The sequence below is a fragment of the Streptococcus sp. DTU_2020_1000888_1_SI_GRL_NUU_041A genome (genome assembly GCF_032387735.1).
Taxonomy (GTDB): Bacteria; Bacillota; Bacilli; order Lactobacillales; family Streptococcaceae; genus Streptococcus; species Streptococcus sanguinis.
Window position 1 is genome coordinate 1,158,909 of the sequence record NZ_CP135591.1, and the last position, 25,801, is coordinate 1,184,709.

The window sequence follows — 25,801 nt, forward strand, 5'->3', positions numbered from 1 at the left end:
TGTGAATCTAAAACCTTTAGAGATGGAACGGAGGCATCTATGAAACTAAGATTGGAAAATACCGACTCAAAGAAAACTCAAGAACTAGGAAATTTAATCAGATCCTACAATCAATCAAAGAGAGAGCCCTCCAAAAGTGAACCTCTTAACATCTATGTAGAAGACGAACAAGGAAATCTGCTGGCTGGTATGGCGGCCGAAACTTTTGGTAATTGGCTGGAGATTGAGTATTTGTATGTGAGCGAAGATTTACGAGGGCAAGGCATAGGCTCAAAAATACTGTGTAGGGCTGAACAGGAAGCCAGAGAAAGGAAATGCAAATATTCATTTGTAGACACATATCAGTTTCAAGCCCCAGATTTTTATAAAAAGCACGGCTATACAGAAGTGTTCGCGTTGAAAGAATATCCCTATACTGGTGAAAGATATTATTATACAAAAGACTTGTGAGTTTACTTTAGGAATAAAGAAGAATTCGATTTTCACTTTTCTTTATGCAAACCTTTTCCTTACTGAAAAAATCTGATATAATGATGATAAATAAAACACAGAGGAGAATATCATGTCGAAAAAAATAATCGGAATTGACCTTGGTGGAACATCTATTAAGTTTGCTATTTTGACTTCAGAGGGCGAAATTCAAGAAAAATGGTCCATTAAAACCAATATTTTGGACGAAGGAAGCCACATCGTAGAGGATATGATTGAGTCAATCCTGCATCGTTTGGACTTGCTTCAGCTTTCAGCAGAGGATTTTATCGGAATTGGTATGGGATCGCCAGGAGTTGTTGACCGAGAAAAGGGCACTGTTATTGGTGCTTACAACCTCAATTGGAAGACGCTGCAGCCAGTCAAGGATAAGATTGAAAAAGCGACTGGGATTCCTTTCTATATTGACAACGATGCTAACGTTGCTGCTTTGGGCGAACGCTGGATGGGCGCTGGAGAAAACCAGCCTGATGTAGTCTTCATGACACTAGGTACAGGTGTTGGCGGAGGAATTGTTGCCGAAGGTAAGCTCTTGCATGGACTTGCTGGAGCAGCAGGAGAGTTGGGCCACATCACTGTTGACTTTGATCAGCCAATTCTGTGTACCTGTGGCAAGAAAGGTTGCCTAGAGACAGTTGCATCCGCGACTGGTATTGTCAATCTGACTCGTCGCTATGCTGATGAGTATGCTGGTGATGCTGAGCTGAAAAAACTGATCGACAATGGTGAAGATGTCAATGCAAAGGTTGTCTTCGACTTGGCGAAAGAGGGCGATGAGCTGGCTCTGATTGTCTATCGCAATTTCGCGCGCTATCTGGGAATTGCCTGTGCTAATATCGGCTCTATTCTCAACCCATCTACAATTGTTATCGGAGGTGGCGTATCAGCTGCGGGTGATTTCTTACTTGATGGCGTGCGCAAGGTTTATGAAGAAAATAGCTTCCCGCAGGTTCGTACTTCAACCAAGTTGGCCTTGGCTACTCTTGGAAATGATGCCGGTGTTATCGGGGCAGCTTCATTGGTCTTACAATAATTCAACAAGTATGCTTCATTTGTTCTCCTGCAGAAAGGTCTGTAGGAGAATTTTTATGGAAAATTTGCTATACTAGAAAAAGCTCACTGAACGAAGGAGAAATCATGACGCTAGCAGATACGATTTTCAAAGAGAATATTAAAAAAATTATGGAGCAGGGTGTTTTTTCTGAAAATGCCCGTCCGCGCTACAAGAATGGAAATGTGGCCAATTCTAAATATATCACTGGTTCTTTTACGGAATATGATTTGAGCAAGGGAGAATTCCCAATCACGACTCTGCGCCCTATTGCCATCAAGTCTGCCATCAAGGAAGTCCTTTGGATCTATCAAGACCAGTCCAATAGCCTGGAATTGCTCAATGACAAGTATAATGTTCACTACTGGAATGATTGGGAAGTTGGCGATACGGGAACTATTGGCCAACGCTACGGAGCCGTTGTTAAGAAGCACGATATTATCAATAAAATCCTTCAACAGCTGGAGGCTAATCCTTGGAATCGCCGCAATATCATCTCTCTCTGGGATTATGAAGCTTTTGAAGAAACAGACGGCCTGCTTCCATGCGCTTTTCAAACCATGTTTGACGTTCGGCGTGTAGATGGAGACATTTATCTGGATGCAACTCTGACTCAGCGCTCAAATGATATGTTGGTTGCGCACCATATCAATGCTATGCAGTATGTGGCTTTGCAGATGATGATTGCCAAGCATTTTGGCTGGAAGGTCGGTAAGTTCTTTTACTTTATCAATAACTTGCACATCTATGACAATCAGTTCGAGCAGGCGGAGGAGCTATTGCGTCGGGAACCTAGCGACTGTCACCCTAGGCTCGTGTTAAATGTTCCGGATGGAACCAATTTCTTTGATATCAAAGCAGAAGATTTTGAGTTGCTGGACTATAATCCCGTTAAACCTCAGCTGAAGTTTGATTTGGCTATTTAACGATTTTGATAAGTGTATGCGAAAACGTCCAACCTCTGCAAAAGTTCTGCTTGAATCATACTTTAAACATGCCTTTTTACAGCAAATTTGATAGAATAGAGTTACTAATACAAAGGATAAAAGGATGACAAAGAAGATTATTGCCATTTGGGCTCAGGCAGAGGGTGGTCTGATTGGAAAAGACAAGGTCATGCCCTGGCATCTACCAGCAGAATTGCAGCATTTTAAGGCTACAACTACTGGACATGCTATTTTGATGGGCCGTGTGACCTTTGATGGTTTGCAGCGTCGGGTTTTGCCAAATCGGATTAGTCTGATTTTGAGCAGGGACAAGAACTATCAAGTTGACAATGAAAATGTCTTACTGTTCAGCAATGTGGAAGATGTCTTGGATTGGTACCACAAGCAAGATAGAAACTTGTATATTATCGGCGGTGCGCAGATTATCAAGGCTTTTGAACCGTATTTGGAAGAATTGATTCAGACTCAGATTGCTGCTAAGTTGGAAGGAGATACCTATTTTCCTGAGACATTTGACTGGGCTCCTTATCAGGAAGTTAGCAGTGAATTTCATGCCAAAGATGAAAAGAATCCTTATGATTTTACTATAAAAAGATACCAAAGGAAGGACTCGTAAGAATGGAACGTAGTATTTTTGGTTTTTTTACGGCCTTTTTATGTGTCATTTGTCTTATTTGTGCCGTTCAAACCTTTCGGAAAAAGCGGTTTGGACTGGCAGCTTTATTTTTGCTGAATGCTTTTACAAACTTGGTAAATTCCATTCATGCTTTTTATATGACACTTTTTTAACATGTACGAAAGAAAATAAATAGATTTAGAATTTTAGAATTGGAGTAAACAATGCCTACAAGTCGTAATGATGATATGATGGTTTTTTGTTCTTTCTGTGGGAAGAACCAAGATGAGGTTCAGAAGATTATTGCTGGAAATAATGCCTTCATCTGTAATGAATGTGTGGAACTGGCGCAGGAAATCATCCGTGAAGAGTTAGCCGAGGAAGTGCTGGCAGATCTGTCTGAGGTACCAAAACCTCAGGAGCTGCTGAACATCTTGAACCACTATGTTATCGGGCAAGACCGAGCAAAGCGTGCCTTAGCAGTAGCGGTCTATAATCACTACAAGCGTATTAACTACCACGACAGCCGTGAAGAAGAAGATGTGGAACTGCAAAAGTCAAATATTTTGATGATCGGCCCGACTGGGTCGGGTAAGACCTTTCTGGCGCAGACTCTGGCTCGCAGCCTCAATGTGCCTTTCGCCATTGCGGACGCAACTGCTCTGACTGAAGCTGGTTATGTCGGAGAAGATGTGGAAAATATCCTCCTCAAGCTTTTGCAGGCGGCTGACTTTAATATTGAGCGCGCAGAACGCGGCATTATCTATGTCGATGAGATTGACAAGATCGCTAAAAAAGGCGAAAACGTCTCGATCACCCGTGATGTTTCGGGTGAAGGAGTTCAGCAAGCTCTGCTGAAGATTATCGAAGGAACAGTAGCTAGTGTACCGCCGCAAGGTGGACGCAAGCATCCGCAGCAGGAAATGATTCAAGTTGATACTAAGAACATTCTCTTCATCGTTGGCGGTGCTTTTGACGGTATCGAAGAAATCGTAAAACAGCGTCTGGGTGAGAAAATCATTGGTTTCGGTCAGAACAACCGAGCAATCGACGAAGATAGTTCCTACATGCAGGAAATTATCTCAGAAGACGTTCAAAAGTTTGGGATTATTCCTGAGTTGATTGGCCGTTTGCCTGTTTTTGCTGCTCTGGAGCAGCTGACAGTTGATGATTTGGTCCGGATTCTGAAAGAGCCTAGAAATGCACTTATCAAGCAATATCAGGCACTTCTATCTTATGATGATGTTAAACTTGAATTTGACGAGGATGCTCTGCAGGAGATTGCCAATAAAGCGATTGAACGTAAAACAGGTGCTCGCGGTCTTCGCTCTATCATTGAAGAAACTATGATGGATGTCATGTTTGAAGTTCCGAGTCAGGAAAATGTCAAACTTGTCCGCATTACCAAAGAAGCAGTAGATGGAACAGATAAGCCTATTCTAGAAACTGCCTAACGAGGTGCTTATGGAAATCAATACCCACAACGCAGAGATTTTGCTGAGTGCAGCCAATAAATCGCATTACCCTCAAGATGATATTCCAGAAATTGCCTTGGCTGGCCGATCAAACGTCGGAAAGTCCAGCTTCATCAATACACTGCTTAATCGCAAGAATTTAGCGCGAACTTCTGGAAAACCTGGAAAAACTCAGCTGTTAAACTTTTTCAACATTGATGATAAGCTGCGTTTTGTCGATGTGCCAGGTTATGGCTATGCCCGTGTTTCTAAAAAAGAGCGTGAAAAATGGGGCCGGATGATTGAGGAATATCTGACCAGTCGTGAAAATCTCAGAGCGGTTGTCAGCCTTGTTGATCTTCGTCATGATCCGAGCGCAGATGATGTGCAAATGTATGAATTTCTGAAATATTATGACATTCCAGTTATTCTAGTAGCGACCAAAGCTGATAAAATCCCTCGCGGAAAATGGAATAAGCACGAGTCAGCTATTAAGAAAAAGCTTGACTTTGATAAAAATGATGATTTCATTCTTTTTTCCTCAGTCACCAAGGATGGCTTAGATGCTGCTTGGGATGCGATTTTGTCAAAAATTTAATGATACGAATTAAATCCAACTCGTTTTTGAGTTGGATTTTTTGAAATAAAACGAAAAATGTCATATACTTGTAAATTATCAATAGTGTTTTTTTAATCTTTAGTATGTTACAATGGTATCATTAACATCTTATTCAGGAGAAGTGCTGTGAAAAAGAGAATTTCAAAAAAAGGTAAGAGAATCCTTTCAGCTTTATTCATCATGACAACAACGATTGCTGTTGGTTTTGTCTTGGCAAAGCATATTAATCCTGCTAGTGCCAATAATAGCGACCAGCAGCCTATGAATCAAACAGACTATTTCATCTCACAAATCGGTGAGCCAGCGCGTCAGTTGGGACAGGACAATGATCTTTATGCCTCTGTTATGATTGCACAGGCTATTTTGGAAAGTGGTTCAGGACAGTCTGGTCTGTCTGGTGAGCCTCATTATAACCTTTTCGGTATCAAAGGTAACTATGATGGTCAGTCTGCTAATATGGAGACTTGGGAAGATGACGGAGAGGGAAATGCTTATACCATCAACGACAGTTTCCGTTCATATCCTAGCTATGTAGAGTCTCTGCAAGACTATGTTGCGGTTCTCAAGCAGGGGCATTTTGCAGGTGCATGGAAGAGTAATGCGCCAACCTATCAGGATGCAACAGCTGCCCTGACTGGTGTCTATGCGACAGATACTAGCTATAATGCTAAATTAAATTATATTATTGAAAAATATGATTTGACTCGCTTTGATTCACCACTCTATGAGTCTGGTGCTGGCTATATCGTTTACAATCCCTATCGTCAGCAATACACTACTCAAGATATCTTGGATGTCGATACTGCCTGGGCGAATAGATTTTAATTTAGAAAACAAAAAAGAGGGAGACCTCTTTTTATGTTTAATCGTAGATTTTTAGGAGTATTTTATGGGAAAATTTAAAGATTTACTTGACAAGCAAGAAATTATTATTTTAGATGGTGCCTTGGGTACAGAGTTGGAAAGCCTGGGTTATGATGTATCTGGTAAGCTTTGGTCCGCTCAATACCTATTAGACCAGCCTCAGATTATTCAAGATGTGCATGAAAGCTATGTGAGAGCTGGCAGTGATATCATCACTACGTCCAGTTATCAGGCCAGCATTCCAGCATTTATAGAGGCAGGACTAACTCCTGAAAAGGCTTATAATCTTTTAAAAGAGACAGTCTTCTTAGCACAAAAGGCAATCGAAAATGTCTGGACGGGATTATCTCCAGAAGAGCAGAAGCAGCGACCTTGTCCTCTGGTTGCAGGCTCAGTAGGGCCTTATGCTGCCTATTTAGCTGATGGTTCGGAGTATACGGGAAAATACCAGCTGAGTGAGGAAGAATATCGAGATTTTCACCGTCCACGTATCCAAGCTTTACTAGAAGCTGGGAGTGACTTGCTGGCTATTGAAACGATTCCAAATGGGGCAGAAGCGACAGCAATCCTCCGACTTTTAGCTGAGGAATTTCCGCAGGCTGAGGCTTATTTGTCCTTTGTCGCCCAGTCGGAGAATGCCATATCAGATGGCACTAAGATTGAGGAATTAGGGAATTTGGCTCAAGAAAGCCCACAAGTCTTGGCAGTTGGTTTTAATTGTACAGCTCCACATTTAATTGCTCCTTTATTAGATGGGCTTGGACAAGTGTGCAACAAACCTTTTCTGACCTATCCAAACTCTGGCGAAACTTATAATGGCTTGACCAAGACTTGGCATGATGATCCAGAGCAGGAGCGGAGTTTGCTGGAAAATAGTAAACTTTGGAAAAATCAAGGAGTGCGGCTTTTTGGCGGTTGCTGTCGAACACGGCCAGAAGATATTGCTCAGTTAGCAAAAGGATTTAAGGTTTGAAAATAGATTTTCAAATCTTTTTTAGAAAATTTAAAAAGGTTCTCGAAAACGCTATCAAAAGCAAGAACTTTGTGATATACTATACATAGTTTACATTAATAGGAGAATTTTTTATGCCTGAATCGACATTTATCCCTAAAATTGAAGCAGCTTGCCGCAAAAAAGAAGCTTTGTTTGATACAAGCAAGGCCAAGTATGCCGTTCGTTCCATTTTTGCTGGAGCTTTCCTAACCTTTAGTACTGGGGCTGGAGCCATTGCGGCAGATTTGACGAATAAGATTGTTCCAGGAACTGGGCGCTTTCTCTTTCCTTTCATCTTTGCTTGGGGATTGGCTTACATTGTCTTTCTAAATGCAGAATTGGTGACTTCCAACATGATGTTTCTGACTGCTGGTACCTTTTTGAAGAAGATTGACTGGAAAAAAGCCTTGATGATTTTGCTTTATTGTACCTTTTTCAATCTGATTGGCGCTTTGATTGCCGGCTGGCTCTTTGCTAACTCGGCTGCTTATGCAGGGCTTAGCAAAGATAGTTTCATTTCTGGTGTTGTTCAGATGAAGCTTGCTCGATCTAATGAGTTGATTCTGCTCGAGGGAGTGTTAGCCAATATCTTTGTTAATATTGCTATTCTTTCCTTCGTCTTGGTCAAGGATAGTACAGCTAAGCTCTTCTTAGTTATATCAGCCATTTATATGTTTGTATTCCTGACTAACGAACACTTGGCAGCCAACTTTGCTTCCTTTGCTATCGTGAAATTCAGCTCAGCAGCAGCGGAAGTGCAAAATTTTAGTATTGGAAATATCCTTCGCCATTGGGGCGTAACCTTTATCGGCAACCTCATTGGTGGTGGCCTACTCATAGGTTTGCCATACGCTTGGTTTAATAAGGAAGAAAGTAATTATGTGGACTGACAAAAAAGGATTTTCGAATCCTTTTTTTGATGTCTCCTTAAATAAATAGAACCTTGTGGACAAATTTGATAACCCATTGTTATTTGTTTGTGATAAGCTACTTTACAATCATAAATCTCTTTACAGAGCAGTTTGTTGGAAGTTAATCAAATAGCTAGAGGAATGAGATGAAATTCCTCTAGTTTTTTATTTGACATTGGTAAAACTTTCTAAACACGAACTATAAAATTATAATATAATTAAAAGTTCGTATTTATCTTTAAAATTGATTTACAAAACAATCAAAGTAATCTATAATAGAGTGTAGGTTAATATGTTATAAAAGGATATTTATGTAAAGAGTATAAAGATTTGGGAGATAGATTTCATATCCGTTACTATATATAATTAAGTAGTTATTTTGTATCAGATAATGATGTTTATACTGATGATGTTAGCATGGTTGCACGGACACATTTTGTAGAATAGTAGCTAACCAAGGGAGATGTTTACATATCACAAAAGTACAGCCAAGAATTCAAGGAACCCTTTGTTCGTTTACATGATTCATGTAATCTAGTCTCAGAATTAGTCAAAGAGTATGGCATCGCTAATCAGGCGATTTATAAATGTATAAAACGTAGTAAAAGACCTGCTGGTCAGAATTCTAACAGTCTTTCCCTGCATCAAGTTCAAGAAATGCTTAAGGAAATGACCAAGATGAAGGAGGAGACAATAAAAGAAAATCACAAGGATAAACCATGGTTTTTCAAACAATAGGATGATGGGTAAGGAAAAGGAGAAGGTTATGAAGAAATTTTTAAAAATATTCATTATAATTTTAGGAGGTTTAGTAATTATGACAAATTTGTTCGGTTGTGATAAAAATAGCCGAGCTCATGTGGAAAGTCAGTTTGTGGATTTAGAAAAGATTTATTCTACTGCAAATGTTTCGGACTTGTTTAAATTTTATCCAAAAGGATTTGAAATTATTTATACAGTTTCAAATTTTGACGAGACTGGGAAAGATGTTCAATATTCTATAAATGTTTCAGGGAATCCTATTGATAAATCCATTAAAGGATTTATTGAAAAAAAGACTGGAAGGTTTTTTGAAGATGATACAACTAGTGAGATTGAGTACAAACACAATATTCAATATTCTGCTCAAGGGTGGGAGAGTTTAGATTCAGATTATGTTATGGAGGAAGAAGCGAAAAACATCACTTTTCTCTTTCAATCCAATGTTTTTTCTGAAAAAATATTGGCCGGCTATAAATTAATTAATAGTCGATATAACCCTGAAATTCCTGCTTATCATTTGGCATATTACTTGGATGAGGAATTAGCAAAAAAGAATCACTTGGATTCATCTTGGAGAAATCAAAATGAAAATTTTGTTCTTTCGTTTACCAGAAATATCAGTGATGGTAGAAAATATGTTCAAGTTAATATGTCTACTTCGCGTTCCCTAAAATCAGAAACTATAATAAATGAATATAGAGAGGTGAATGATAATAAGTAGTGAATTGACAGCGTATGTGTTGTACTTAACCTACCCAGTAGAAAATGCTTAAGTTTGTTAAATTAATTTGGTATATTACGCAATCAAAAGCAAATGTTATGAATAAGAACACTGTTCAGTCGCCAGATGGAAACAAAGTTACATACACAAGAGGGGGAATGCGATATAAAAGGAGATAAAGAATTGAGTTTAGGAGGAACTGTGGGAAGTGGGAAAAAGATTTGAGTTTTCGCCGCTTAGAGCTAGAATTTTGATGATGATTGGTCCAGTAATAAGTGCTATCTTCTTTGGTTTATATTCGTGTAGTTTTATTTATTATACATTAAAAGAAGGATTATCATTTTGGCTAGATATGATTCGTGATAATTTTATGTTTATTCTTTTCTTTATTTGGATCCATATGAGTTTAGTCGAGTCTATCTATAGAATGATAAAAAATAATCTTCTGTTAAACAGCAATATTCAGGAATTGAGAGGTTGTTACCCTGAGCTTGAAGATAGCTGGGACTATCTCAACGATGCGGACTACCTTGACAAAGATTTGCAAGTTTTGGTTTATGGCGATCATCTCATTTGTTACAGGACATTTGATATTGTCTACCTACCAGAATGTTCTAAGATAGGTGCATTTATGAAGGCGTCTGTTTTTCGTCTTTCCCGTTTTCGTGAGGTAAGACGAGTTCATTTTTCTGCATGGTACCTTGACGGCAGTGAATCTGAACTCCGGACAGATGAGTTGCGAAAGTTTATTGGAATGAATCAGAAAGCTCATAAAGACGCCTTATTTGATTATATAAGAGAGAACTTTGATTATATTGAACTCGAAACATACGACTAAGGGAAAGAAGTAGATATTAGTCAAGTAAGAAATTTGCAGAAAATAATGACTAAATTTAAAAAGATTGTATAAAAAGCTTGCAATCTTTTTTTTCTTTTGCTATAATTATCAATGGTTTGAAAAAACTGCCTAAGACAGTAGGGGAGCTCGACTCATAAAGATCCTACCGAGGACAAAACGTATCATGTAAAAAGAAGCGTATTGTACTTTCGTGTCTAGGTTTGGGCGCGTTTTTCTTTTGGAAAATTCCCAAGCAAAATAATTACGGAGGTGAAACACTAAATGAGTGAAGCTATTATTGCTAAAAAAGCGGAACTGGTTGACGCAGTTGCTGAGAAAATGAAAGCTGCTGCATCTATCGTCGTTGTTGACGCTCGTGGTTTGACTGTTGAGCAAGATACCGTTCTTCGTCGTGAGCTTCGTGGAAGCGAAGTTGAGTACAAAGTTATCAAAAACTCAATCTTGCGTCGTGCAGCTGAAAAAGCTGGACTTGAAGACCTGGCATCTGTTTTTGTTGGACCATCTGCAGTAGCATTTTCTAACGAAGATGTTGTTGCTCCAGCGAAAATCTTGAACGACTTTGCTAAGAACGCTGATGCACTTGAAATCAAAGGTGGTGCAATCGAAGGCGCTGTCGCATCAAAAGAAGAGATTCTTGCGCTTGCAACTCTTCCAAACCGCGAAGGACTTCTTTCTATGCTCCTTTCTGTACTTCAAGCGCCAGTTCGCAACGTTGCACTTGCTGTCAAAGCAGTTGCAGAAAACAAAGAAGACGCAGCTTAATCTTAAGCTACGCAGCGTAGCCTAGCTACGAACAAAATATTATAAATTTAAAAATTATTTGGAGGAAATAACAATGGCATTGAACATTGAAAACATTATTGCTGAAATTAAAGAAGCTTCAATCCTTGAATTGAACGACCTTGTAAAAGCTATCGAAGAAGAATTTGGTGTAACTGCGGCTGCTCCTGTAGCTGTAGCTGCTGCTGGTGCTGGTGAAGCTGCCGCTGCTAAAGATTCATTCGATATCGAATTGACTGCTGCTGGCGACAAGAAAGTCGGCGTTATCAAAGTTGTACGTGAAATCACTGGTCTTGGCCTTAAAGAAGCTAAAGAACTCGTTGATGGTGCTCCAAACGTTATCAAAGAAGGCGTTGCTGCAGCAGAAGCTGAAGAACTTAAAGCTAAATTGGAAGAAGCTGGAGCTTCAGTTACTCTTAAATAAGAAGCACATAGCAATTTGAGAGCGGAAGCCCGATTTACCAGTCTTTTAGAGCTTATAGCGATTTAAAGAAACTGATAATTTGATTTGGTTTCCTGCCAAAAATCCTGCCAAAAAATCTTTGGCAGGATTTTTGTTTTTATATAAATATACTGTGCAGAATTGCTATTCTTCAACATTTGTATTTGTAAAAATATATTTTTATGTGAGCGAGAACATTTCAATAAGTGTTCTCGCTTTTTTTATTTTCAGGAGGAAAATCATGCAAAAGAATGAACAGTCATCACGACAAATTGTGATGTGTCATCTCATGGCTATCATGAGAATTGATATCGAGAAAGCAAAGAGGATTGTTGTTGAAATGGAAGAGTTTGGCTTAATCCAGTTTGATGATATGGGGAATGTTGGTTTGTTAGTGTTGGAGGGACAATCATGAAACGTATCACCGCAAATCACTATCTAACGTCAGAGCGTTACTATAAACTCCCAAAACTCTTATTTGAGAGTGAGCGCTACAAGGACATGAAACTTGAGGTTAAGGTTGCTTATGCTGTTCTAAAAGACCGTTTGGAATTGTCATTAAGTAGAGGATGGATAGATGAAGATGGAGCTATTTATTTGGTCTATTCCAACTCCAAGCTCATGGCACTACTTGGCTGTTCCAAGTCAAAATTATTGTCGATTAAGAAAACCTTACGAGAGTATGGTTTGATAGATGAAGTACAACAATCTTCCAGTGAAAAAGGACGTTTGGCCAATAAGATTTATTTGGGGGAGTTGGAACATGAACCTACCCCTGTCTCAAATTCAGACGGGGGTGGTGTTAAAAAAACACTAGGGGGGTATCAAAATCAGCCGGGGCCAGTCTTAAATTCAGCCACTAGTGAGACTGAAGTTAGTGAGACTGATATGAGTGAAACTAAAGAGAGTGAGTCAGTCATTGAAGACGAGGAGGAGAAAGAAAGTCTAACAAGTAAGAAATGTGACAATGACAATTTTCAACGTAAAGTAGACCGAGTCACAAGATACGACAGAGATTACATTTGGGGCTTGGTACATGATCAGTTGAGACAAGTTGGTCTATCACAGGCTGCTAGTGATTATGCCATGATTTATTTTGATCATCGGTATCAGTACGCTTTAGAGTATATGAGGTTTGCAGATAGGGCAGAAACGATAGCGGAATATGTCTTTAATGGCGTCTTATCCGAATGGACCAAGGTCCAACGCTTAAAAGAACTAAAAGGGGGTGAGTAAGATGTTTTGGTGGATATTATTAGGTATTTGGGGATTAGGAATGATTTGGTTCATTTTTGAACTTATCACTGCCCCAGAAATGGAAGATCATTGTTAAGAAAGGACGTTACGCAAGAAGTAAGGTCCTTTTTTATTTTGTCAGAAAGGAATGAGAGACATGAAGTTTTTAGATTTGTTTGCAGGAATTGGAGGCTTTAGGATGGGATTAGAAAGCCAAGGCCATGAGTGCATTGGTTATTGTGAAATTGACAAGTTCGCAAGAAAATCCTACCAAGCCATCTACGTCACGGAAGGAGAAATAGAATTACATGATATTAGACAAGTCACAGACCAAGACTTTAGACAACTTAGAGGGCAAGTGGACATCATCTGTGGGGGATTCCCTTGCCAGGCATTTTCACTCGCAGGCAGACGATTGGGATTTGAGGATACTAGGGGAACTTTGTTCTTCGAAATTGCTCGAGCGGCCAAACAGATCCAACCACGTTTTTTATTTCTCGAAAATGTCAAGGGCTTACTCAGTCACGGCAAGGGAGAGACATTTCGAACAATCCTCACCTCATTGGATGAGTTGGGGTATGATGTTGAATGGCAGGTGCTTAACAGTAAAGATTTCCAAGTGCCGCAAAACCGTGAAAGAATTTTTATTATCGGACATTCTAGAAGATACCGTCCCCGATTCCTATTTCCTCTCAGAGGAGAAATCAGCTCAGTTAGTCTTGAACGATTAGGTAATGTTAATCCGTCAGGCAAAGGGATGAATGGAGAAGTCTATTTATCACGTGGCATAGCACCAACCTTAACCAGAGGAAAAGGTGAGGGAACTAAAATTGCCATTCCTGTTTTAACTCCTGATAGGCTAGAAAAACGCCAACATGGGAGACGCTTTAAAGGGAACGATGATCCGATGTTTACTTTAACTAGCCAAGATCGGCATGGTGTAGTTGTCGCAGGAACTTTACCAACTTCTTTTATCCAAACTGGGCGAGTTTATGACCTTTCAGGGCTTTCTCCAACACTGACCACGATGCAAGGAGGGGATAAAGTTCCTAAGATTCTTTGTCGTGAAGAAGCGCCACATTTGAAAATTAGGGAAGCGACCAAACTAGGCTATGCCAAGGCAATAGTGGGAGATTCTGTCAACCTTGCTTACCCAGAGTCTACCAAACGCAGAGGTCGAGTGGGAAAGGGGATTTCAAATACCCTAACCACTTCTGACAATATGGGAGTGGTAGTTGCTGCTTTGGAATACCGTAAGGACAAGTGGTATGAAGTGACTGGAATAATCCTAGATGGAAAACTGTATCGTTTGAGAATCAGACGCCTAACCCCAAGAGAGTGTTTTAGGTTACAAGGATTTCCTGACTGGGCTTTTGAGAGGGCAGAAAGTGTTTCAAGTAAAAGTCAGTTGTATAAACAAGCAGGCAATAGCGTGACCGTCACCGTTATCGAGGCCATTGCTAGAGAATTTAGAAAGATTGAAGAGGAAGAAGAACATGAAATTATTACATAGTAAAAGTATTAGGAACTGCACGGAGCTAGAAGAAGCCATACATCAAGCAGAAGTGGAGAGATTTTCGGAAATGATTGCTTCTTTACCCAATTATGATTGTGACATTGATGTCACTTTTGAAGATGACTACCACAAAGAAATGAATTATCCGTTAGCTTATGAGTCCAACTTACACCGTATTTTTGAGTTTATTGAAACCCAAGACATCAAAAATGGTGTTGATACTTATCTAACGGATGAGAACGATCTCGCCTTTAGGGCATATGGGCAAGGCTATTCTTGGAATGATAAGAATGATGTCGTCACCACATTAATAACAGTGAAGTGCTTTGGTGAAGGCAGGTCACCCATCGATATGAGTAAGGTGTTTACGCCACCAACTCAAGCATTAGAGAAGGAGCTATCTGTGTAGGAGGAAGCGATGTTAGAAATCTATTTAAGTCGAAATACCAGTCGGAATCAAAAACTCCTGTCTTTTTGTGACTCGCATGGTATTTCTTACTCCTGTAAAGAAGTGAGTTATCTATCACGTGAGGAATTACTGAGGTTGTTTACCAAAAGCAGTGATTGTTTTACGCTCTTATCCCCTTCGCTACAACGATTTAAAGGTCATAGAGAGATGAAATTGAGTGAGTTAGTGACGGTGGTTCTACGGAAACCTGACCAGAATCTTCGTCTCCCAATTGTGGTTTGTGAGGATAACGTGTATCCCGATATGAGTTTAGAAGAAGCGAGAACCTTTCTTCCGAGAAGTCAAAAAGTGGTTTCCTTTCGTGAACATCTTTTTAAGGATATGACGACATAAGGAGGAGCTATGAACGACCGTTTTTGGGAAAATTTGGAAATTATCGTTATGGAAAGAGAGCTGTCATGGGCTGACCTTGCTCGACAGATGTTTAAGGGACAATACGTCTACCCTAGTGAGTTTAACCGCCTCTACCAAACCTTTCGCCACTACAAATCTCATCGTCTCATGCCACAAGGTAAATGGGTGGAGAAAATAGTGACTGTCTTAGAGATTGACTATGAAGATTTGTTTAGGAGGTAGAGATGAAACGTTTATTAGTCATGTACGGAGCCATTCATGTCAATGTACTCCTAGTGAGTTTGTACCTGATTGGTTGGCTAAATGGGACATGGTTACCTGTTTTACAAGTGACATTTTTAGCCCTGCTATTGTGGGGTTGGAAAAGGTTTAAGATACCGAAAAGAAACCTATCCTTGAAGGAGAGAGGGCTTTGGGTGTGTGGTAGTCTAGGTGTCATGGTAAGTATGGCTCTTATTATGAGTGCTCTATTTTCAGGAAGCGAACCAAACCAAGAAACGTTAGTGACTGTTCAAGACCGGATTCCTGTTCTGTCCTTTATTCTTTTTCTCCTTAATGCCAGTGTTGTGGAAGAAGTCTTTTATAGAGAGGTGTTGTGGGGAGTCTTGTCTCAACCAGTGGTTCAAGTTTTGTTAACGAGTTTCCTTTTTGCTTTAGCTCATCACCCATCCAGTCTATTCACTTGGGTGCTTTATGGGAGTTTAGGTCTCACACTTGGTGTGGTTAGAGGGCAAACAGACTGCTTGAGCTCAACTCTCGTTCACCTGTCTTGGAATGGAATCGTCTTTTTCCTATCTTTATTGTGATACCAAAATCAAGGGTGCTTTCGTATCATGAAAGCACCCTATTGTTTTGATGGGGAATCATATAAAGGAGGAAATGATGTCATCCGAACAACAGGAACGCCAAGCGATTCAATATGCGGAACGGAGTGCTATGTTTACGGTGAAGGTCCTTCTCAAACTCTTAGAGTGGTCAGCCAGACACGCCCTAGCACAAGACTCGGCTTATAAAGTTGGGGTTCAAAAGTTAGAAGAACTCCTTCAAAGTCCATATGCCATTGAGTCGCTGAATATCTCAAAAGACATTTTGGATAAACCAGTTGATGTCGAGAAATTCAAGGAATTGGTGGAATCAGAAAACCTTCCTATTGCCATTAGTTGGCAAGGAGACTACCTGCATTTCTATGCTAAGGATAAGTCGCTCTTAGACAAGCACTTAGATGAGTTGCTTCAGAAGTTGGTTTCCAATCCAGAAAAACTGAAAGGGCTAACTATGGATAAAACTCTTGATGAGGAAATCGCACAAGCCAAGGAACAGATTGTGATGTCAGAACCCTCTGCTGTGAAAACAAAGGAGGTCATTCTCTAATGGTCTCAGGGAAAAAAGTTTTTTTCTTTGGTATTTTAGGGCTTGCTCTTGGCTATTTCTGCCATAGGCTAGTCTTGCTTTACGATAGCCTACCTAATCAACCGCCCTTGGAACGCCTTGCCTATCTCTTAGGCGAAGGACAGAATCAGGTCTTAAATCCCTTGTGGAATGGCAACTTTACAGGTAAATCAATTTTGGGCTTTTGCTTTGGATTTGTGACGATGGGCCTAGTCTATCTTTATGTCTCAACTGGTCAAAAGGTTTACCGAGAAGGGGCGGAGTATGGTTCTGCTCGCTTTGGAAACAATCGTGAGCGTAAAGCCTTTCTCAGTAAGAATCCCTTTAATGACACCATCTTGTCACGAAATGTTAGGCTAACCCTGTTAGAAAAGAAAGCCCCACAATTTGACCGAAATAAGAACCTTGTGGTCATTGGTGGGTCTGGTAGCGGGAAGACCTTTCGGTTTGTGAAACCCAATCTGATTCAGCTAAACTGTTCCAATATTGTCGTTGACCCTAAGGATCACTTAGCTGAAAAGACAGGTAAGCTTTTTTTAGAGCATGGCTATCAGATTAAGATCTTAGATCTTGTAAATATGACCAACTCAGATGGTTTTAATCCTTTTCGCTATGTGGAAACGGAGAATGATTTGAACCGTATGCTTACGGTCTATTTCAATAATACCAAAGGCAATGGCAGTCGCAGTGATCCCTTTTGGGATGAAGCTTCCATGACCTTAGTCAGAGCCATTTCCTCTTACTTGATGGATTTTTACAATCCTCCAGGTAGTAAAAAGGAAGAAGCCGATAGTCGTCGTAAGCGTGGGCGTTACCCCTCTTTTTCTGAAATTGGAAAACTCATCAAGCTCTTATCCAAAGGAGATAATCAAGATAAGAGTGTCTTAGAAGTGATGTTTGAGACCTATGCCAAGACATATGGGACAGAAAACTTCACCATGCGTAACTGGGCAGACTTCCAAAACTACAAGGATAAGACCTTAGATTCGGTGATTGCCGTCACAACAGCTAAGTTTGCCCTCTTTAATATCCAATCTGTCATTGATTTAACCAAACGTGACACCTTGGACTTAAAAACATGGGGAACGCAGAAAACCATGGTTTATCTCGTTATTCCAGATAATGACACCACCTTTCGCTTTCTCTCAGCCCTCTTTTTCTCCACCGTCTTTTCAACTTTAACGAGACAAGCTGATGTGGACTTTAAGGGACAACTACCTATCCACGTGAGAAGTTATTTAGATGAATTTGCCAATGTCGGCGAGATTCCAGACTTTGCGGAACAAACCTCAACAGTTCGCTCACGGAACATGAGTCTCGTACCCATTCTTCAAAACATTGCCCAACTTCAAGGGCTCTATAAGGAGAAGGAGGCTTGGAAAACTATTCTAGGAAACTGTGATAGCTTGCTTTATCTTGGAGGCAATGATGAAGAGACCTTTAAGTTTATGAGTGGTCTCTTAGGCAAACAAACCATTGATGTGAGAAGTACCAGTCGGTCGTATGGCCAAACAGGGTCTGGGTCAACGTCTCATCAAAAAATCGCAAGGGATCTCATGACCCCTGATGAAGTCGGAAACATGAAACGTGATGAATGCTTGGTGAGAATAGCAGGGGTTCCTGTTTTTAAGGAGAAAAAGTTCTTCCCCTTGAAACACAAGAACTGGCAATACCTGGCGGATAAGGAGTCAGATGAACGTTGGTGGCATTTCCACATTGACCCCCTCAAAACAGAGGAAGTTCCGTTTGAACCCTCAGACCACAAGGTTAGGGATTTAAGCAAAGAAACCACACTACACTAATAGAAAAGAGGAATCGTATGAACCAAAAATTAACAGGCTTTGTTTATGGCGTGGACGCTAGTTCCATGTTTGCCCAAGCCATGGCGCTCTTACAAAAAGGAATGGTTGCGACAGGTGCCTTTCTTGTCGTCATGGGTATTATAAACCTATCAACCAATATCAAAGATGGTGGACCTGGTGTCCGCAATGCCATCTTAGAAATTGTGGGTGGTGTTATGGTAGGTGCCGCAGGTGCCTTCATCACCCAAATTACCATTTAGGAGGGCAAGATATGACATGAACAACACATTACCTTCAGCTTTTGTCTTTCTAGCCTCGGAGAAAATTTCAAGCGATAGCCTTTTTGAAGGCTTTAACGTGGACTTGGAATCGACGGCCAACTTGGTAAAATCCCTTGCGGATTATAACCCAACCGTGTGGTCTTATCTGTCAGCTATCACAAAAGGAGTGATGCAGCCCTTGGGAGTGGCTATTTTAGCCGTTGTGTTAGTCCTTGAGTTTTCTAAGATGGCTAAGAAAATCGCCAACTCAGGTGGTGCCATGACCTTTGAAGCTATTGCTCCTATGATTGTCTCTTATATTATGGTGGCTGTGGTCATTACAAACACCACTGTTATTGTAGAAGCCATTTTAGCCGTTGCTTCTCACATCATTGAAGGCGTAGCTGGTGTCGTTTCTCATGGGGGAACGACTTATGAGACCATTTCAGGACTTAAAGGGTCAGGAATTATTGGAAAACTGATTGTTGGTTTCTTTGCCATTCTGATATGGTTAGTGCGATTGGTTAGCGTGATGGTGGTGAATCTCCTTATTACTATTCGCTTTATCCAACTTTATCTCATGATTCCATTTGCGCCTCTAACGATTCCGACCTTCCTCAGTGATGACTGGCGAAGTATTGGGATTGGCTACCTGAAAAACATCATGGTCTATGCCCTTCAAGGGGTCTTGATTTTCTTAATCATCTCCCTTGTTCCCCTCTTTGAATCAGCTGGGAAATTGGCTCTCTCAAATGGTGCAGGAGTGACGGAGACGCTAGCGACTGCCTTTGGTGGTTTAGTTCAGGCTATTTTATTGATCATTGCCTTGGTGGGCAGTCAACGGACTGCCAGAAGTATCCTAGGCATGTAAGGAGGATTGGGAAGGACGTTCCTCCCAATCTTTTTTCATATTCATCTTAGATTGGAGTCTTATGAATACACGTGTTTTTAAGGACATCACAAAAGTCCAACATAGGGCTTGGCTAGGCTTTACCACACGACAAGTTATCTTTGTCTTGCCAGCCATTGCCATTACCATCCTGATTTTAGGGTTAAACCTCTTTTATTGGCAATTTGGGGATTGGTTTGTCTATGGTCTTATCTTTACCTTTACCATTCCCCTCATGTTATTTGGGGTTTATCGCCCTAATGACTTACCATTTGAAACGTATCTTAATTATAGATGGCATTATGAAATGACCATACCAGATCGTACACTAACTGGACAGAAAGGAATACGCAATGAAAAAAACAAACCACTCAATGAAACCAAAGACCTCTTCTAAGCACAAGAAGACACGTAAACCAAAAGAAGAAGTGCTACCAACAACTGTTAATACGCTTCTTTACCAAGGCCTTTTTCCTAATGGTCTCTTGCAAGTCACCCCAGATTATTTTTCTCAGTCCTATCTTTTAGGAGATGTCAATTACCAAACGGTTGGTTTGGAGGATAAGGGAGCGATTATGGAAACCTATTCAGACTTGATTAACAGTTTGGATGACAAGACCAATTTCCAACTTACTATTTTTAACCAGAGGGTCAACTTGGATAAATTTAGAAAGGGTGTCTTGTATCCTCTTCATGAGGATGGGTATGATACCTATCGTGAAGAACTCAATCGTATCATGGAGAATAACTTAGAAGCTGGAGAAAATAACTTTTCAGCGGTTAAGCTCATTTCTTTTGGGAAGTCAGACCAAAATCCGAAACTCGCTTATCGCTCCCTGTCTCAGATTGGGGAATACTTTAAGAGTGGTTTTTCTGAAATAGATGCGAATTTTACTCTCCTCAGTGGAGAAAGCCGTGTGAACCACTTGGCTGATATGTTGCGAGGGGAAAATCATTTGCCCTTTACTTATCAAGACCTGGTGCGTTCAGGTCAAACAACCAAGCACTTTATTGCCCCAACCAGTATATCTTTCAAACATAAGAATTATGTAGAGATTGACGATAGAGTGCTTCAGATTGTCTATGTTCGTGACTATGGGATGGAGTTGGGGGATAAGTTCTTACGAGAACTCATGCAGTCGGATTTAGAAGTGATGATTAGTCTTCATGCCAAAGGGTCAGCCAAGTCAGAAGCCATGACCAAGCTCCGCACCAAGAAGACTTTGATGGAATCGCAAAAAATTGGGGAACAACAAAAGATGGCACGATCTGGCGTTTATCTTGAAAAGGTTAGTCAGGTTCTAGAAAGTAACATCGATGAAGCCGATGAGCTGATTAAAACCATGACGCAAACAGGCGACAAGCTCTTTGACACCCTTTTTGTGATTGGGGTCTTTGCGGATAACGAAGACCAGTTGAAACACTCCCTTGATACTATCAAACAAGTTGCAGGTTCTAATGACCTTGTGATTGATAATCTGACCTATATGCAGGAAGCTGCCTTTAATAGCTTATTGCCATTTGGCATGAACTACCTTGAGGGTGTGTCTCGGTCTCTTTTGACCTCAAACATTGCCGTGAATTCCCCATGGACCTCTGTTGACCTACAAGATAAGGGAGGGAAATTTTATGGGATAAACCAGATTTCAAGTAATATCATCACCATTGACCGTGGGAAACTCAATACCCCATCAGGATTGATTCTAGGGACATCAGGTGCTGGTAAAGGGATGGCGACTAAGCATGAAATCATCTCAACCAAGTTAAAAGAAGAAGAGAGTGATACCGAAATCATCATTGTAGACCCAGAAAATGAGTACAGTATCATTGGTCAAGCCTTTGGTGGGGAGAGCATTGATATTGCGCCTGACTCTACCACTTTCTTAAATGTTTTAGACTTATCCGATGATAATATGGATGAAGACCCTATTAAGGTCAAATCTGAATTTCTTCTCTCTTGGATTGGGAAGCTCTTGGACCGAAAAATGGATGGTCGAGAAAAGTCCTTGATTGACCGTGTGACACGGTTGACCTACAAGCATTTTGCCACACCATCTCTCGTGGAATGGGTCTTTGTCCTCTCTAAACAACCTGAACAAGAAGCCAAAGACTTAGCCCTTGATATGGAGCTTTATGTGGAAGGGTCACTCGATATTTTCTCACACCGCACTAATATTAAAACGGATAGCCATTTCCTCATTTACAATGTTAAAAAGTTAGGGGATGAGTTGAAGCAGATTGCCCTCATGGTGATTTTTGACCAGATTTGGAATCGTGTGGTTAAAAACCAAAAACTTGGCAAGAAGACCTGGATTTACTTTGATGAAATGCAGCTGTTGTTGCTGGATAAGTACGCTTCAGATTTCTTCTTTAAATTATGGAGCCGTGTCCGTAAGTATGGAGCCATTCCAACAGGCATTACTCAAAACGTAGAAACCTTACTACTTGATGCCAACGGGAGACGTATTATCGCTAATAGCGAGTTCATGATACTTCTAAAACAAGCTAAAAATGACAGAGAAGAGTTGGTTCATCTTTTGGGCCTATCTAAGGAGCTTGAGAAATACTTGGTTAACCCAGATAAGGGAGCTGGATTGATTAAGGCTGGTTCAACGGTTGTTCCCTTTAGAAATAAAATCCCACTTCAAACCCAACTCTTTGACATCATGAGTACCGATCCAGAAAAGATGAGGAGTGAATCATGACAAGAGAGCAACAGAAGGTCAAGGTAGCCCGTAAAACCTTTCAGAGTAGTTTAAAGGCCAGCCGTATCCATTACCGTAGGGAGAAGAAGGGGTTAAAACGCTCACTTCCTAAGCGACGCTTTATCATGCGCCGAGCTGAGAAAGCTGAAACAAGGGAACAACGTCAGGCTCTGAAGCAAACCTATCAAGAGGAAAAAGACCTAGCGACAGATACCTTTAAGGAAGCGATTGCCTATGTGTCACCCAGATGGCTAAAGCGTAAGGAAATTAAGAAGTATCGGCTTCCTCAAGCCAGACAGCGCCTAGCAGTAGCGAGAAAACACTTGGCAGAGGTCAAGATGGCCGAAAAAGAGGAGAAAGCCACTTCTAAGTTTACCTATCAGAAAAAGCCAACAGAATCAAAAACGTCACGGTTTCAGTTTCAAAAAGAGAAACCTCTTGAACGCCTTCAGGCAGAAAATGGGGTGAAATCAGCGAAGCGGGACGTGAAACAACTGAAAAAAGCACATCAGTTTAAGACCCCCTCGACTAAGGTCAAACGAGGGTTACGCTATGTCGCTTCAGAATCACTTGATCTAGTCGCTCAAGATGATGACTTAGAGGGAATCAGAACCCTAAAAGAGTCTGTGATCAAAGGAAGACGCTATGGGAGATTTACTTATCAGTCAGGAAAACTCCTTGTCAAAAGTGGGCAGACTGGTCTTCGGTTTACTAAGACGAAAGCTGCTCATAGTAAGGAGCGGTATCAGAACTTTAAAAAGGGGAAAGGGTTCACCCGTCAGAAGCCCTTAAAACCAAGAAGACGTTACCAGACTTTTCTCAAACAAGCTAGAAAACAGAGTGTGTCAGGAATAACAAAGGTTATTCAAGCGATTAAGAATAGCCTGACCTTCTTTTCATCGATTGCCCTTAATCCTATGACTTGGGTCGTGTCAGGCCTCTTGTTTTTCTTGCTTTTGATGATGAGTTTTGTTATAGGAATTTCAGGAACTACTCTCATTCAACAGGATGAGAGTGAACTGACAAAAGCCTATACTCACATGACGTGGGAAGATGCGGAAAACACCCGAACCAATCCCACTGGCATTACCTACTACACCAAGATTGATGACGTTATGGGCTTTATGAATCTCAAGTATCAAGATTATGCTTTAGAAGAAATCATGGAAAATGGTGATAAGACTTATCACGCCTATCTCAGTCAACTTTGGCAGGACTTAAACGGTGGGGATTCTTTAAAATCCATGCTTGAGTTGACCAAGGAGCCTGCCTACAAACTCTCTGATGACGATAGAGAAGACTTAAAGGAATTAAGTGAGGAAGGCACATACCTTGCCCTCCAAGAATTGGATAATCCATTTCAGGGACAGACTGAAGATGATGCGCTTACCATGACAGTTCGTTATGGTTATGAGGTGATTGATGACAAGCCAACGCTTCATCATCATATCATTCTAGAAGCAAAAGAAAATCAAGTGATTGTGGCTCCCATGGATGGTAAGGTTTCCCTAGATGGCGAGAACATTATCATCACGTCAGGTAAGGGACTAAACAAGTCTCAATTGACCTTGTTTAATATCCATACTGGTCGAGTGAGCGATGGCCAAAAGGTACAAGCAGGAGAGGTGATTGGTAAAACTAAGGATGGTGCTGGTCTTAAAGTGACCTATCAAAAGGTTGACGATGATTCAGAGAAACTGGTTTACGTCAATCCAGCCTTTTACTTTCCTAAAGTCATTCAACTCCAAACGACCATTCTACCTACCATTGGTCAATTTGGAGGCGATGAGTTTGCGAGAGCCAAAGCTATCTATGAGTATTTGAAGAGTCAAGGAGCGACTAATCAAGCGATTGCGGCTATTTTAGGAAACTGGTCAGTAGAATCCTCTATCAATCCTAAACGAGCTGAAGGTGATTACTTATCGCCTCCTGTTGGTGCAACGGATAGTTCTTGGGACGATGAGGGCTGGTTGTCTCTAAATGGTCCAGCTATCTATAATGGCAGGTACCCCAATATTCTAAGACGTGGCTTAGGCTTAGGGCAGTGGACAGATACAGCTGATGGGTCACGCAGACATACTTTATTATTAGAGTATGCCAAAGGGAAAAATCAGAAGTGGTATGACTTAGGCTTACAATTGGATTTTATGCTCCATGGGGATAATCCTTACTATACCAACTGGTTAAAAGATTTCTTCAAAAACTCAGGAAGTCCAGCCAGTCTTGCCCAACTCTTTCTCATTTATTGGGAGGGAAATAGTGGTGACAAACTCCTAGAACGTCAAACGAGAGCAACGGAGTGGTATTACCAAATTGAGAAAGGCTTTAGCCAACCAAATGGTGGGACCGCCCAAAGTGATCCAAAAGCGCTAGAAGCGGTTCGAGGAGACCTTTATGACAACTCCGTTCCAGGTGGAGGTGACGGTATGGGTTATGCCTATGGGCAATGTACGTGGGGAGTTGCCGCTCGGATTAACCAATTGGGCTTGAAACTCAAAGGCCGAAACGGTGAGAAAATCCCAATTATCAGTACCATGGGGAATGGTCAAGATTGGGTGGCGACAGCAGCACGTCTTGGTGGAGAAACAGGTAAGCTACCAAAAGCAGGAGCGATTATTTCCTTTGCGGGAGGAGGTCATGGATCGCCGACAGAATACGGGCATGTCGCCTTTGTCGAGAAAGTTTACCCAGATGGATCTTTCCTTATCTCAGAAACCAACTATAATGGCAATCCTAACTATACCTTCCGTAAGTTATCAGGAGTCGATAGTACGATTAGCTTTGCTTATACAACGAAATAAATTTTTTGGAAGAATACATCTTTAGATAAATCTTTATATGATGTTTTAATTGACATTAGGAAGTAGTTAGGTTATACTATATGTGTAGATAACAAGAGTATTTACTAAGCGTTAAGCATTATTGGTCGGTTGGTTTGACTGGTAGTGTTTGCTTTAGTAGGGTTGTGTGTGAACACCTCGAGCCAACAATGAAAACACTCGATGAAAGGATTCGTATGAATCCTTTTTTCGTAGAAAGATTACTATGAATGGTGACTTATTAAAATTAGCAGCAAAAAATTTTGAACCTTTATTAAATAAGAAAATTACAATTGAACTTGGTAGAAAAGGACAGAAAACGGTTTTAGACATTCTGTTTTCAAAAGACCATTTCTTTCACTTAGCTGGACTTCATAAACTAAATGATATACATTTTAGCCATAAAAAATCTTCTCTAGTTTTTGATGATATTTTAGACGACCGGATTAACTCTGACTTATTAGAATCTTCGTTGTATTATGATAAAAAAGGGGTTAGGTCACGTTTAGAAATTTTGTCGTATTTATATGATGGCTTTACAAAGCCTAATCTTGTCGTTAGAAAAGCAAAGAATTTCCCCATCAAAGGTAGTAAATTAAGATGGAGTTATTTGGTGGAATTTTACATTGATGACATCCGTCTAGGTGAGTTTTTTATTGATAACTATCGAAGTGGTCATTCTAATGAATTTATTGGTGTCAGTATTTTTGAAAAATCTGAAAAAGATTATACTGTGAATCAAACAAAGTTTACAATACTTTCAGTTTATGAAACAAATATCGTGTCAGGAAATGTAGAGGTTCTTTTCACTAGAATGTAGTTCTCTTAGTTATATATAATATCATGTTGTTAT

The 25,801-nt window shown here is 40.5% G+C and carries 28 protein-coding genes and 1 other annotated feature; all 28 genes read left to right on the plus strand.

Features of this window, described 5'->3' with window-relative positions; genetic code table 11:
* Positions 1 to 39 precede the first annotated feature (39 nt).
* The 28 genes from RSK81_RS05600 (at position 40) to RSK81_RS05735 (ending at position 25,768) form a co-directional block, all read left to right on the plus strand.
* Entirely contained in the window at positions 40 to 450 is a 411-nt protein-coding gene (locus RSK81_RS05600; protein WP_161543203.1) for a GNAT family N-acetyltransferase, read from the plus strand.
* A gap of 112 nt (positions 451 to 562) precedes the next feature.
* Entirely contained in the window at positions 563 to 1,522 is a 960-nt protein-coding gene (locus RSK81_RS05605; RefSeq protein ID WP_125347798.1) for an ROK family glucokinase, read from the plus strand.
* Positions 1,523 to 1,626: 104 nt separating this feature from the next.
* Complete coding sequence (locus RSK81_RS05610; protein WP_315687690.1) at positions 1,627 to 2,466, plus strand: thymidylate synthase; 840 nt, start codon at positions 1,627 to 1,629, stop codon at positions 2,464 to 2,466.
* Between the two features lie 124 nt (positions 2,467 to 2,590).
* Complete coding sequence (locus tag RSK81_RS05615; protein ID WP_002902864.1) at positions 2,591 to 3,103, plus strand: dihydrofolate reductase; 513 nt, start codon at positions 2,591 to 2,593, stop codon at positions 3,101 to 3,103.
* Positions 3,104 to 3,327: 224 nt separating this feature from the next.
* Entirely contained in the window at positions 3,328 to 4,557 is a 1,230-nt protein-coding gene (gene clpX / locus RSK81_RS05620) for an ATP-dependent Clp protease ATP-binding subunit ClpX (RefSeq protein ID WP_002895582.1), read from the plus strand.
* A 10-nt stretch (positions 4,558 to 4,567) separates the two neighbouring features.
* Positions 4,568 to 5,155 carry a ribosome biogenesis GTP-binding protein YihA/YsxC gene (yihA, locus tag RSK81_RS05625; RefSeq protein WP_002915299.1) on the plus strand — a complete coding sequence of 196 codons (588 nt, stop codon included), beginning with the start codon at positions 4,568 to 4,570 and terminating at the stop codon, positions 5,153 to 5,155.
* A gap of 147 nt (positions 5,156 to 5,302) precedes the next feature.
* The gene (locus RSK81_RS05630; protein WP_011836915.1) at positions 5,303 to 6,001 is read left to right on the plus strand and encodes a glucosaminidase domain-containing protein; all 699 of its coding nucleotides are present in this window, start codon (positions 5,303 to 5,305) and stop codon (positions 5,999 to 6,001) included.
* A gap of 64 nt (positions 6,002 to 6,065) precedes the next feature.
* Positions 6,066 to 7,013 (plus strand): homocysteine S-methyltransferase, encoded by a 948-nt coding sequence (mmuM, locus tag RSK81_RS05635; protein WP_161543199.1) that lies wholly within the window; start codon positions 6,066 to 6,068, stop codon positions 7,011 to 7,013.
* A 113-nt stretch (positions 7,014 to 7,126) separates the two neighbouring features.
* Positions 7,127 to 7,924 (plus strand): formate/nitrite transporter family protein, encoded by a 798-nt coding sequence (locus RSK81_RS05640; protein WP_161543198.1) that lies wholly within the window; start codon positions 7,127 to 7,129, stop codon positions 7,922 to 7,924.
* Positions 7,925 to 8,711: 787 nt separating this feature from the next.
* Positions 8,712 to 9,428 (plus strand): hypothetical protein, encoded by a 717-nt coding sequence (locus tag RSK81_RS05645; protein ID WP_237657551.1) that lies wholly within the window; start codon positions 8,712 to 8,714, stop codon positions 9,426 to 9,428.
* Between the two features lie 208 nt (positions 9,429 to 9,636).
* The gene (locus RSK81_RS05650; protein ID WP_002912365.1) at positions 9,637 to 10,266 is read left to right on the plus strand and encodes a hypothetical protein; all 630 of its coding nucleotides are present in this window, start codon (positions 9,637 to 9,639) and stop codon (positions 10,264 to 10,266) included.
* A gap of 110 nt (positions 10,267 to 10,376) precedes the next feature.
* Positions 10,377 to 10,512 (plus strand) — a sequence feature (ribosomal protein L10 leader region).
* Positions 10,513 to 10,548: 36 nt separating this feature from the next.
* Positions 10,549 to 11,049: a 50S ribosomal protein L10 gene (rplJ, locus tag RSK81_RS05655; protein ID WP_002895572.1), complete on the plus strand. Its 501-nt coding sequence runs from the start codon at positions 10,549 to 10,551 to the stop codon at positions 11,047 to 11,049.
* Between the two features lie 73 nt (positions 11,050 to 11,122).
* On the plus strand, positions 11,123 to 11,491 hold the full coding sequence (gene rplL, locus RSK81_RS05660; RefSeq protein ID WP_002900419.1) for a 50S ribosomal protein L7/L12: 369 nt from the start codon (positions 11,123 to 11,125) through the stop codon (positions 11,489 to 11,491).
* Positions 11,492 to 11,750: 259 nt separating this feature from the next.
* Positions 11,751 to 11,924 (plus strand): hypothetical protein, encoded by a 174-nt coding sequence (locus RSK81_RS05665; protein WP_001171243.1) that lies wholly within the window; start codon positions 11,751 to 11,753, stop codon positions 11,922 to 11,924.
* A complete protein-coding gene (locus tag RSK81_RS05670) occupies positions 11,921 to 12,745 on the plus strand; it encodes a replication initiator protein A (RefSeq protein ID WP_000822756.1) in 825 nt (274 codons plus the stop codon). Before RSK81_RS05665 ends, RSK81_RS05670 begins: the two co-directional genes overlap by 4 nt.
* A gap of 157 nt (positions 12,746 to 12,902) precedes the next feature.
* Positions 12,903 to 14,258, plus strand: a complete 1,356-nt coding sequence (gene dcm, locus RSK81_RS05675; RefSeq protein ID WP_315687697.1) for a DNA (cytosine-5-)-methyltransferase — start codon at positions 12,903 to 12,905, stop codon at positions 14,256 to 14,258.
* Positions 14,242 to 14,670: a hypothetical protein gene (locus tag RSK81_RS05680; RefSeq protein ID WP_000770702.1), complete on the plus strand. Its 429-nt coding sequence runs from the start codon at positions 14,242 to 14,244 to the stop codon at positions 14,668 to 14,670. The genes dcm and RSK81_RS05680 overlap by 17 nt, the downstream gene beginning before the upstream one ends.
* A gap of 9 nt (positions 14,671 to 14,679) precedes the next feature.
* Positions 14,680 to 15,063, plus strand: a complete 384-nt coding sequence (locus RSK81_RS05685; RefSeq protein WP_000890151.1) for a hypothetical protein — start codon at positions 14,680 to 14,682, stop codon at positions 15,061 to 15,063.
* Positions 15,064 to 15,072: 9 nt separating this feature from the next.
* Positions 15,073 to 15,306 (plus strand): hypothetical protein, encoded by a 234-nt coding sequence (locus RSK81_RS05690; RefSeq protein WP_000999832.1) that lies wholly within the window; start codon positions 15,073 to 15,075, stop codon positions 15,304 to 15,306.
* Between the two features lie 2 nt (positions 15,307 to 15,308).
* Positions 15,309 to 15,890: a CPBP family intramembrane glutamic endopeptidase gene (locus RSK81_RS05695; protein WP_000826253.1), complete on the plus strand. Its 582-nt coding sequence runs from the start codon at positions 15,309 to 15,311 to the stop codon at positions 15,888 to 15,890.
* Between the two features lie 76 nt (positions 15,891 to 15,966).
* Positions 15,967 to 16,455 carry a hypothetical protein gene (locus tag RSK81_RS05700; protein WP_000093689.1) on the plus strand — a complete coding sequence of 163 codons (489 nt, stop codon included), beginning with the start codon at positions 15,967 to 15,969 and terminating at the stop codon, positions 16,453 to 16,455.
* Complete coding sequence (locus tag RSK81_RS05705) at positions 16,455 to 18,275, plus strand: VirD4-like conjugal transfer protein, CD1115 family (protein WP_000253516.1); 1,821 nt, start codon at positions 16,455 to 16,457, stop codon at positions 18,273 to 18,275. The genes RSK81_RS05700 and RSK81_RS05705 overlap by 1 nt, the downstream gene beginning before the upstream one ends.
* A gap of 17 nt (positions 18,276 to 18,292) precedes the next feature.
* On the plus strand, positions 18,293 to 18,535 hold the full coding sequence (locus tag RSK81_RS05710; protein ID WP_001072180.1) for a hypothetical protein: 243 nt from the start codon (positions 18,293 to 18,295) through the stop codon (positions 18,533 to 18,535).
* A 16-nt stretch (positions 18,536 to 18,551) separates the two neighbouring features.
* Positions 18,552 to 19,406, plus strand: a complete 855-nt coding sequence (locus tag RSK81_RS05715) for a type IV secretion system protein (RefSeq protein WP_001066427.1) — start codon at positions 18,552 to 18,554, stop codon at positions 19,404 to 19,406.
* 61 nt (positions 19,407 to 19,467) lie between these two features.
* Positions 19,468 to 19,821 (plus strand): PrgI family protein, encoded by a 354-nt coding sequence (locus RSK81_RS05720; protein ID WP_001097594.1) that lies wholly within the window; start codon positions 19,468 to 19,470, stop codon positions 19,819 to 19,821.
* Positions 19,778 to 22,129, plus strand: coding sequence for a VirB4-like conjugal transfer ATPase, CD1110 family (locus RSK81_RS05725; protein WP_002921334.1), 2,352 nt, complete (start codon positions 19,778 to 19,780; stop codon positions 22,127 to 22,129). Before RSK81_RS05720 ends, RSK81_RS05725 begins: the two co-directional genes overlap by 44 nt.
* A complete protein-coding gene (locus tag RSK81_RS05730; protein ID WP_000196426.1) occupies positions 22,126 to 24,930 on the plus strand; it encodes a phage tail tip lysozyme in 2,805 nt (934 codons plus the stop codon). The genes RSK81_RS05725 and RSK81_RS05730 overlap by 4 nt, the downstream gene beginning before the upstream one ends.
* A 244-nt stretch (positions 24,931 to 25,174) precedes the next feature.
* Positions 25,175 to 25,768, plus strand: coding sequence for a PBECR4 domain-containing protein (locus tag RSK81_RS05735; RefSeq protein ID WP_001012715.1), 594 nt, complete (start codon positions 25,175 to 25,177; stop codon positions 25,766 to 25,768).
* Positions 25,769 to 25,801: the final 33 nt, after the last annotated feature.

Coding starts and splice junctions, on each gene's coding strand:
- yihA (WP_002915299.1), top strand. CDS start 4,568: ATGGAAATCAATACCCACAACGCAGAGATTTTGCTGAGTGCAGCCAAT.
- RSK81_RS05640 (WP_161543198.1), top strand. CDS start 7,127: ATGCCTGAATCGACATTTATCCCTAAAATTGAAGCAGCTTGCCGCAAA.
- clpX (WP_002895582.1), top strand. CDS start 3,328: ATGCCTACAAGTCGTAATGATGATATGATGGTTTTTTGTTCTTTCTGT.
- RSK81_RS05705 (WP_000253516.1), top strand. CDS start 16,455: ATGGTCTCAGGGAAAAAAGTTTTTTTCTTTGGTATTTTAGGGCTTGCT.
- RSK81_RS05710 (WP_001072180.1), top strand. CDS start 18,293: ATGAACCAAAAATTAACAGGCTTTGTTTATGGCGTGGACGCTAGTTCC.
- dcm (WP_315687697.1), top strand. CDS start 12,903: ATGAAGTTTTTAGATTTGTTTGCAGGAATTGGAGGCTTTAGGATGGGA.
- RSK81_RS05685 (WP_000890151.1), top strand. CDS start 14,680: ATGTTAGAAATCTATTTAAGTCGAAATACCAGTCGGAATCAAAAACTC.
- RSK81_RS05615 (WP_002902864.1), top strand. CDS start 2,591: ATGACAAAGAAGATTATTGCCATTTGGGCTCAGGCAGAGGGTGGTCTG.
- RSK81_RS05690 (WP_000999832.1), top strand. CDS start 15,073: ATGAACGACCGTTTTTGGGAAAATTTGGAAATTATCGTTATGGAAAGA.
- RSK81_RS05680 (WP_000770702.1), top strand. CDS start 14,242: ATGAAATTATTACATAGTAAAAGTATTAGGAACTGCACGGAGCTAGAA.
- RSK81_RS05725 (WP_002921334.1), top strand. CDS start 19,778: ATGAAAAAAACAAACCACTCAATGAAACCAAAGACCTCTTCTAAGCAC.
- RSK81_RS05610 (WP_315687690.1), top strand. CDS start 1,627: ATGACGCTAGCAGATACGATTTTCAAAGAGAATATTAAAAAAATTATG.
- mmuM (WP_161543199.1), top strand. CDS start 6,066: ATGGGAAAATTTAAAGATTTACTTGACAAGCAAGAAATTATTATTTTA.
- rplL (WP_002900419.1), top strand. CDS start 11,123: ATGGCATTGAACATTGAAAACATTATTGCTGAAATTAAAGAAGCTTCA.
- rplJ (WP_002895572.1), top strand. CDS start 10,549: ATGAGTGAAGCTATTATTGCTAAAAAAGCGGAACTGGTTGACGCAGTT.
- RSK81_RS05735 (WP_001012715.1), top strand. CDS start 25,175: ATGAATGGTGACTTATTAAAATTAGCAGCAAAAAATTTTGAACCTTTA.
- RSK81_RS05600 (WP_161543203.1), top strand. CDS start 40: ATGAAACTAAGATTGGAAAATACCGACTCAAAGAAAACTCAAGAACTA.
- RSK81_RS05715 (WP_001066427.1), top strand. CDS start 18,552: ATGAACAACACATTACCTTCAGCTTTTGTCTTTCTAGCCTCGGAGAAA.
- RSK81_RS05605 (WP_125347798.1), top strand. CDS start 563: ATGTCGAAAAAAATAATCGGAATTGACCTTGGTGGAACATCTATTAAG.
- RSK81_RS05695 (WP_000826253.1), top strand. CDS start 15,309: ATGAAACGTTTATTAGTCATGTACGGAGCCATTCATGTCAATGTACTC.
- RSK81_RS05670 (WP_000822756.1), top strand. CDS start 11,921: ATGAAACGTATCACCGCAAATCACTATCTAACGTCAGAGCGTTACTAT.
- RSK81_RS05665 (WP_001171243.1), top strand. CDS start 11,751: ATGCAAAAGAATGAACAGTCATCACGACAAATTGTGATGTGTCATCTC.
- RSK81_RS05720 (WP_001097594.1), top strand. CDS start 19,468: ATGAATACACGTGTTTTTAAGGACATCACAAAAGTCCAACATAGGGCT.
- RSK81_RS05730 (WP_000196426.1), top strand. CDS start 22,126: ATGACAAGAGAGCAACAGAAGGTCAAGGTAGCCCGTAAAACCTTTCAG.
- RSK81_RS05700 (WP_000093689.1), top strand. CDS start 15,967: ATGTCATCCGAACAACAGGAACGCCAAGCGATTCAATATGCGGAACGG.
- RSK81_RS05645 (WP_237657551.1), top strand. CDS start 8,712: ATGAAGAAATTTTTAAAAATATTCATTATAATTTTAGGAGGTTTAGTA.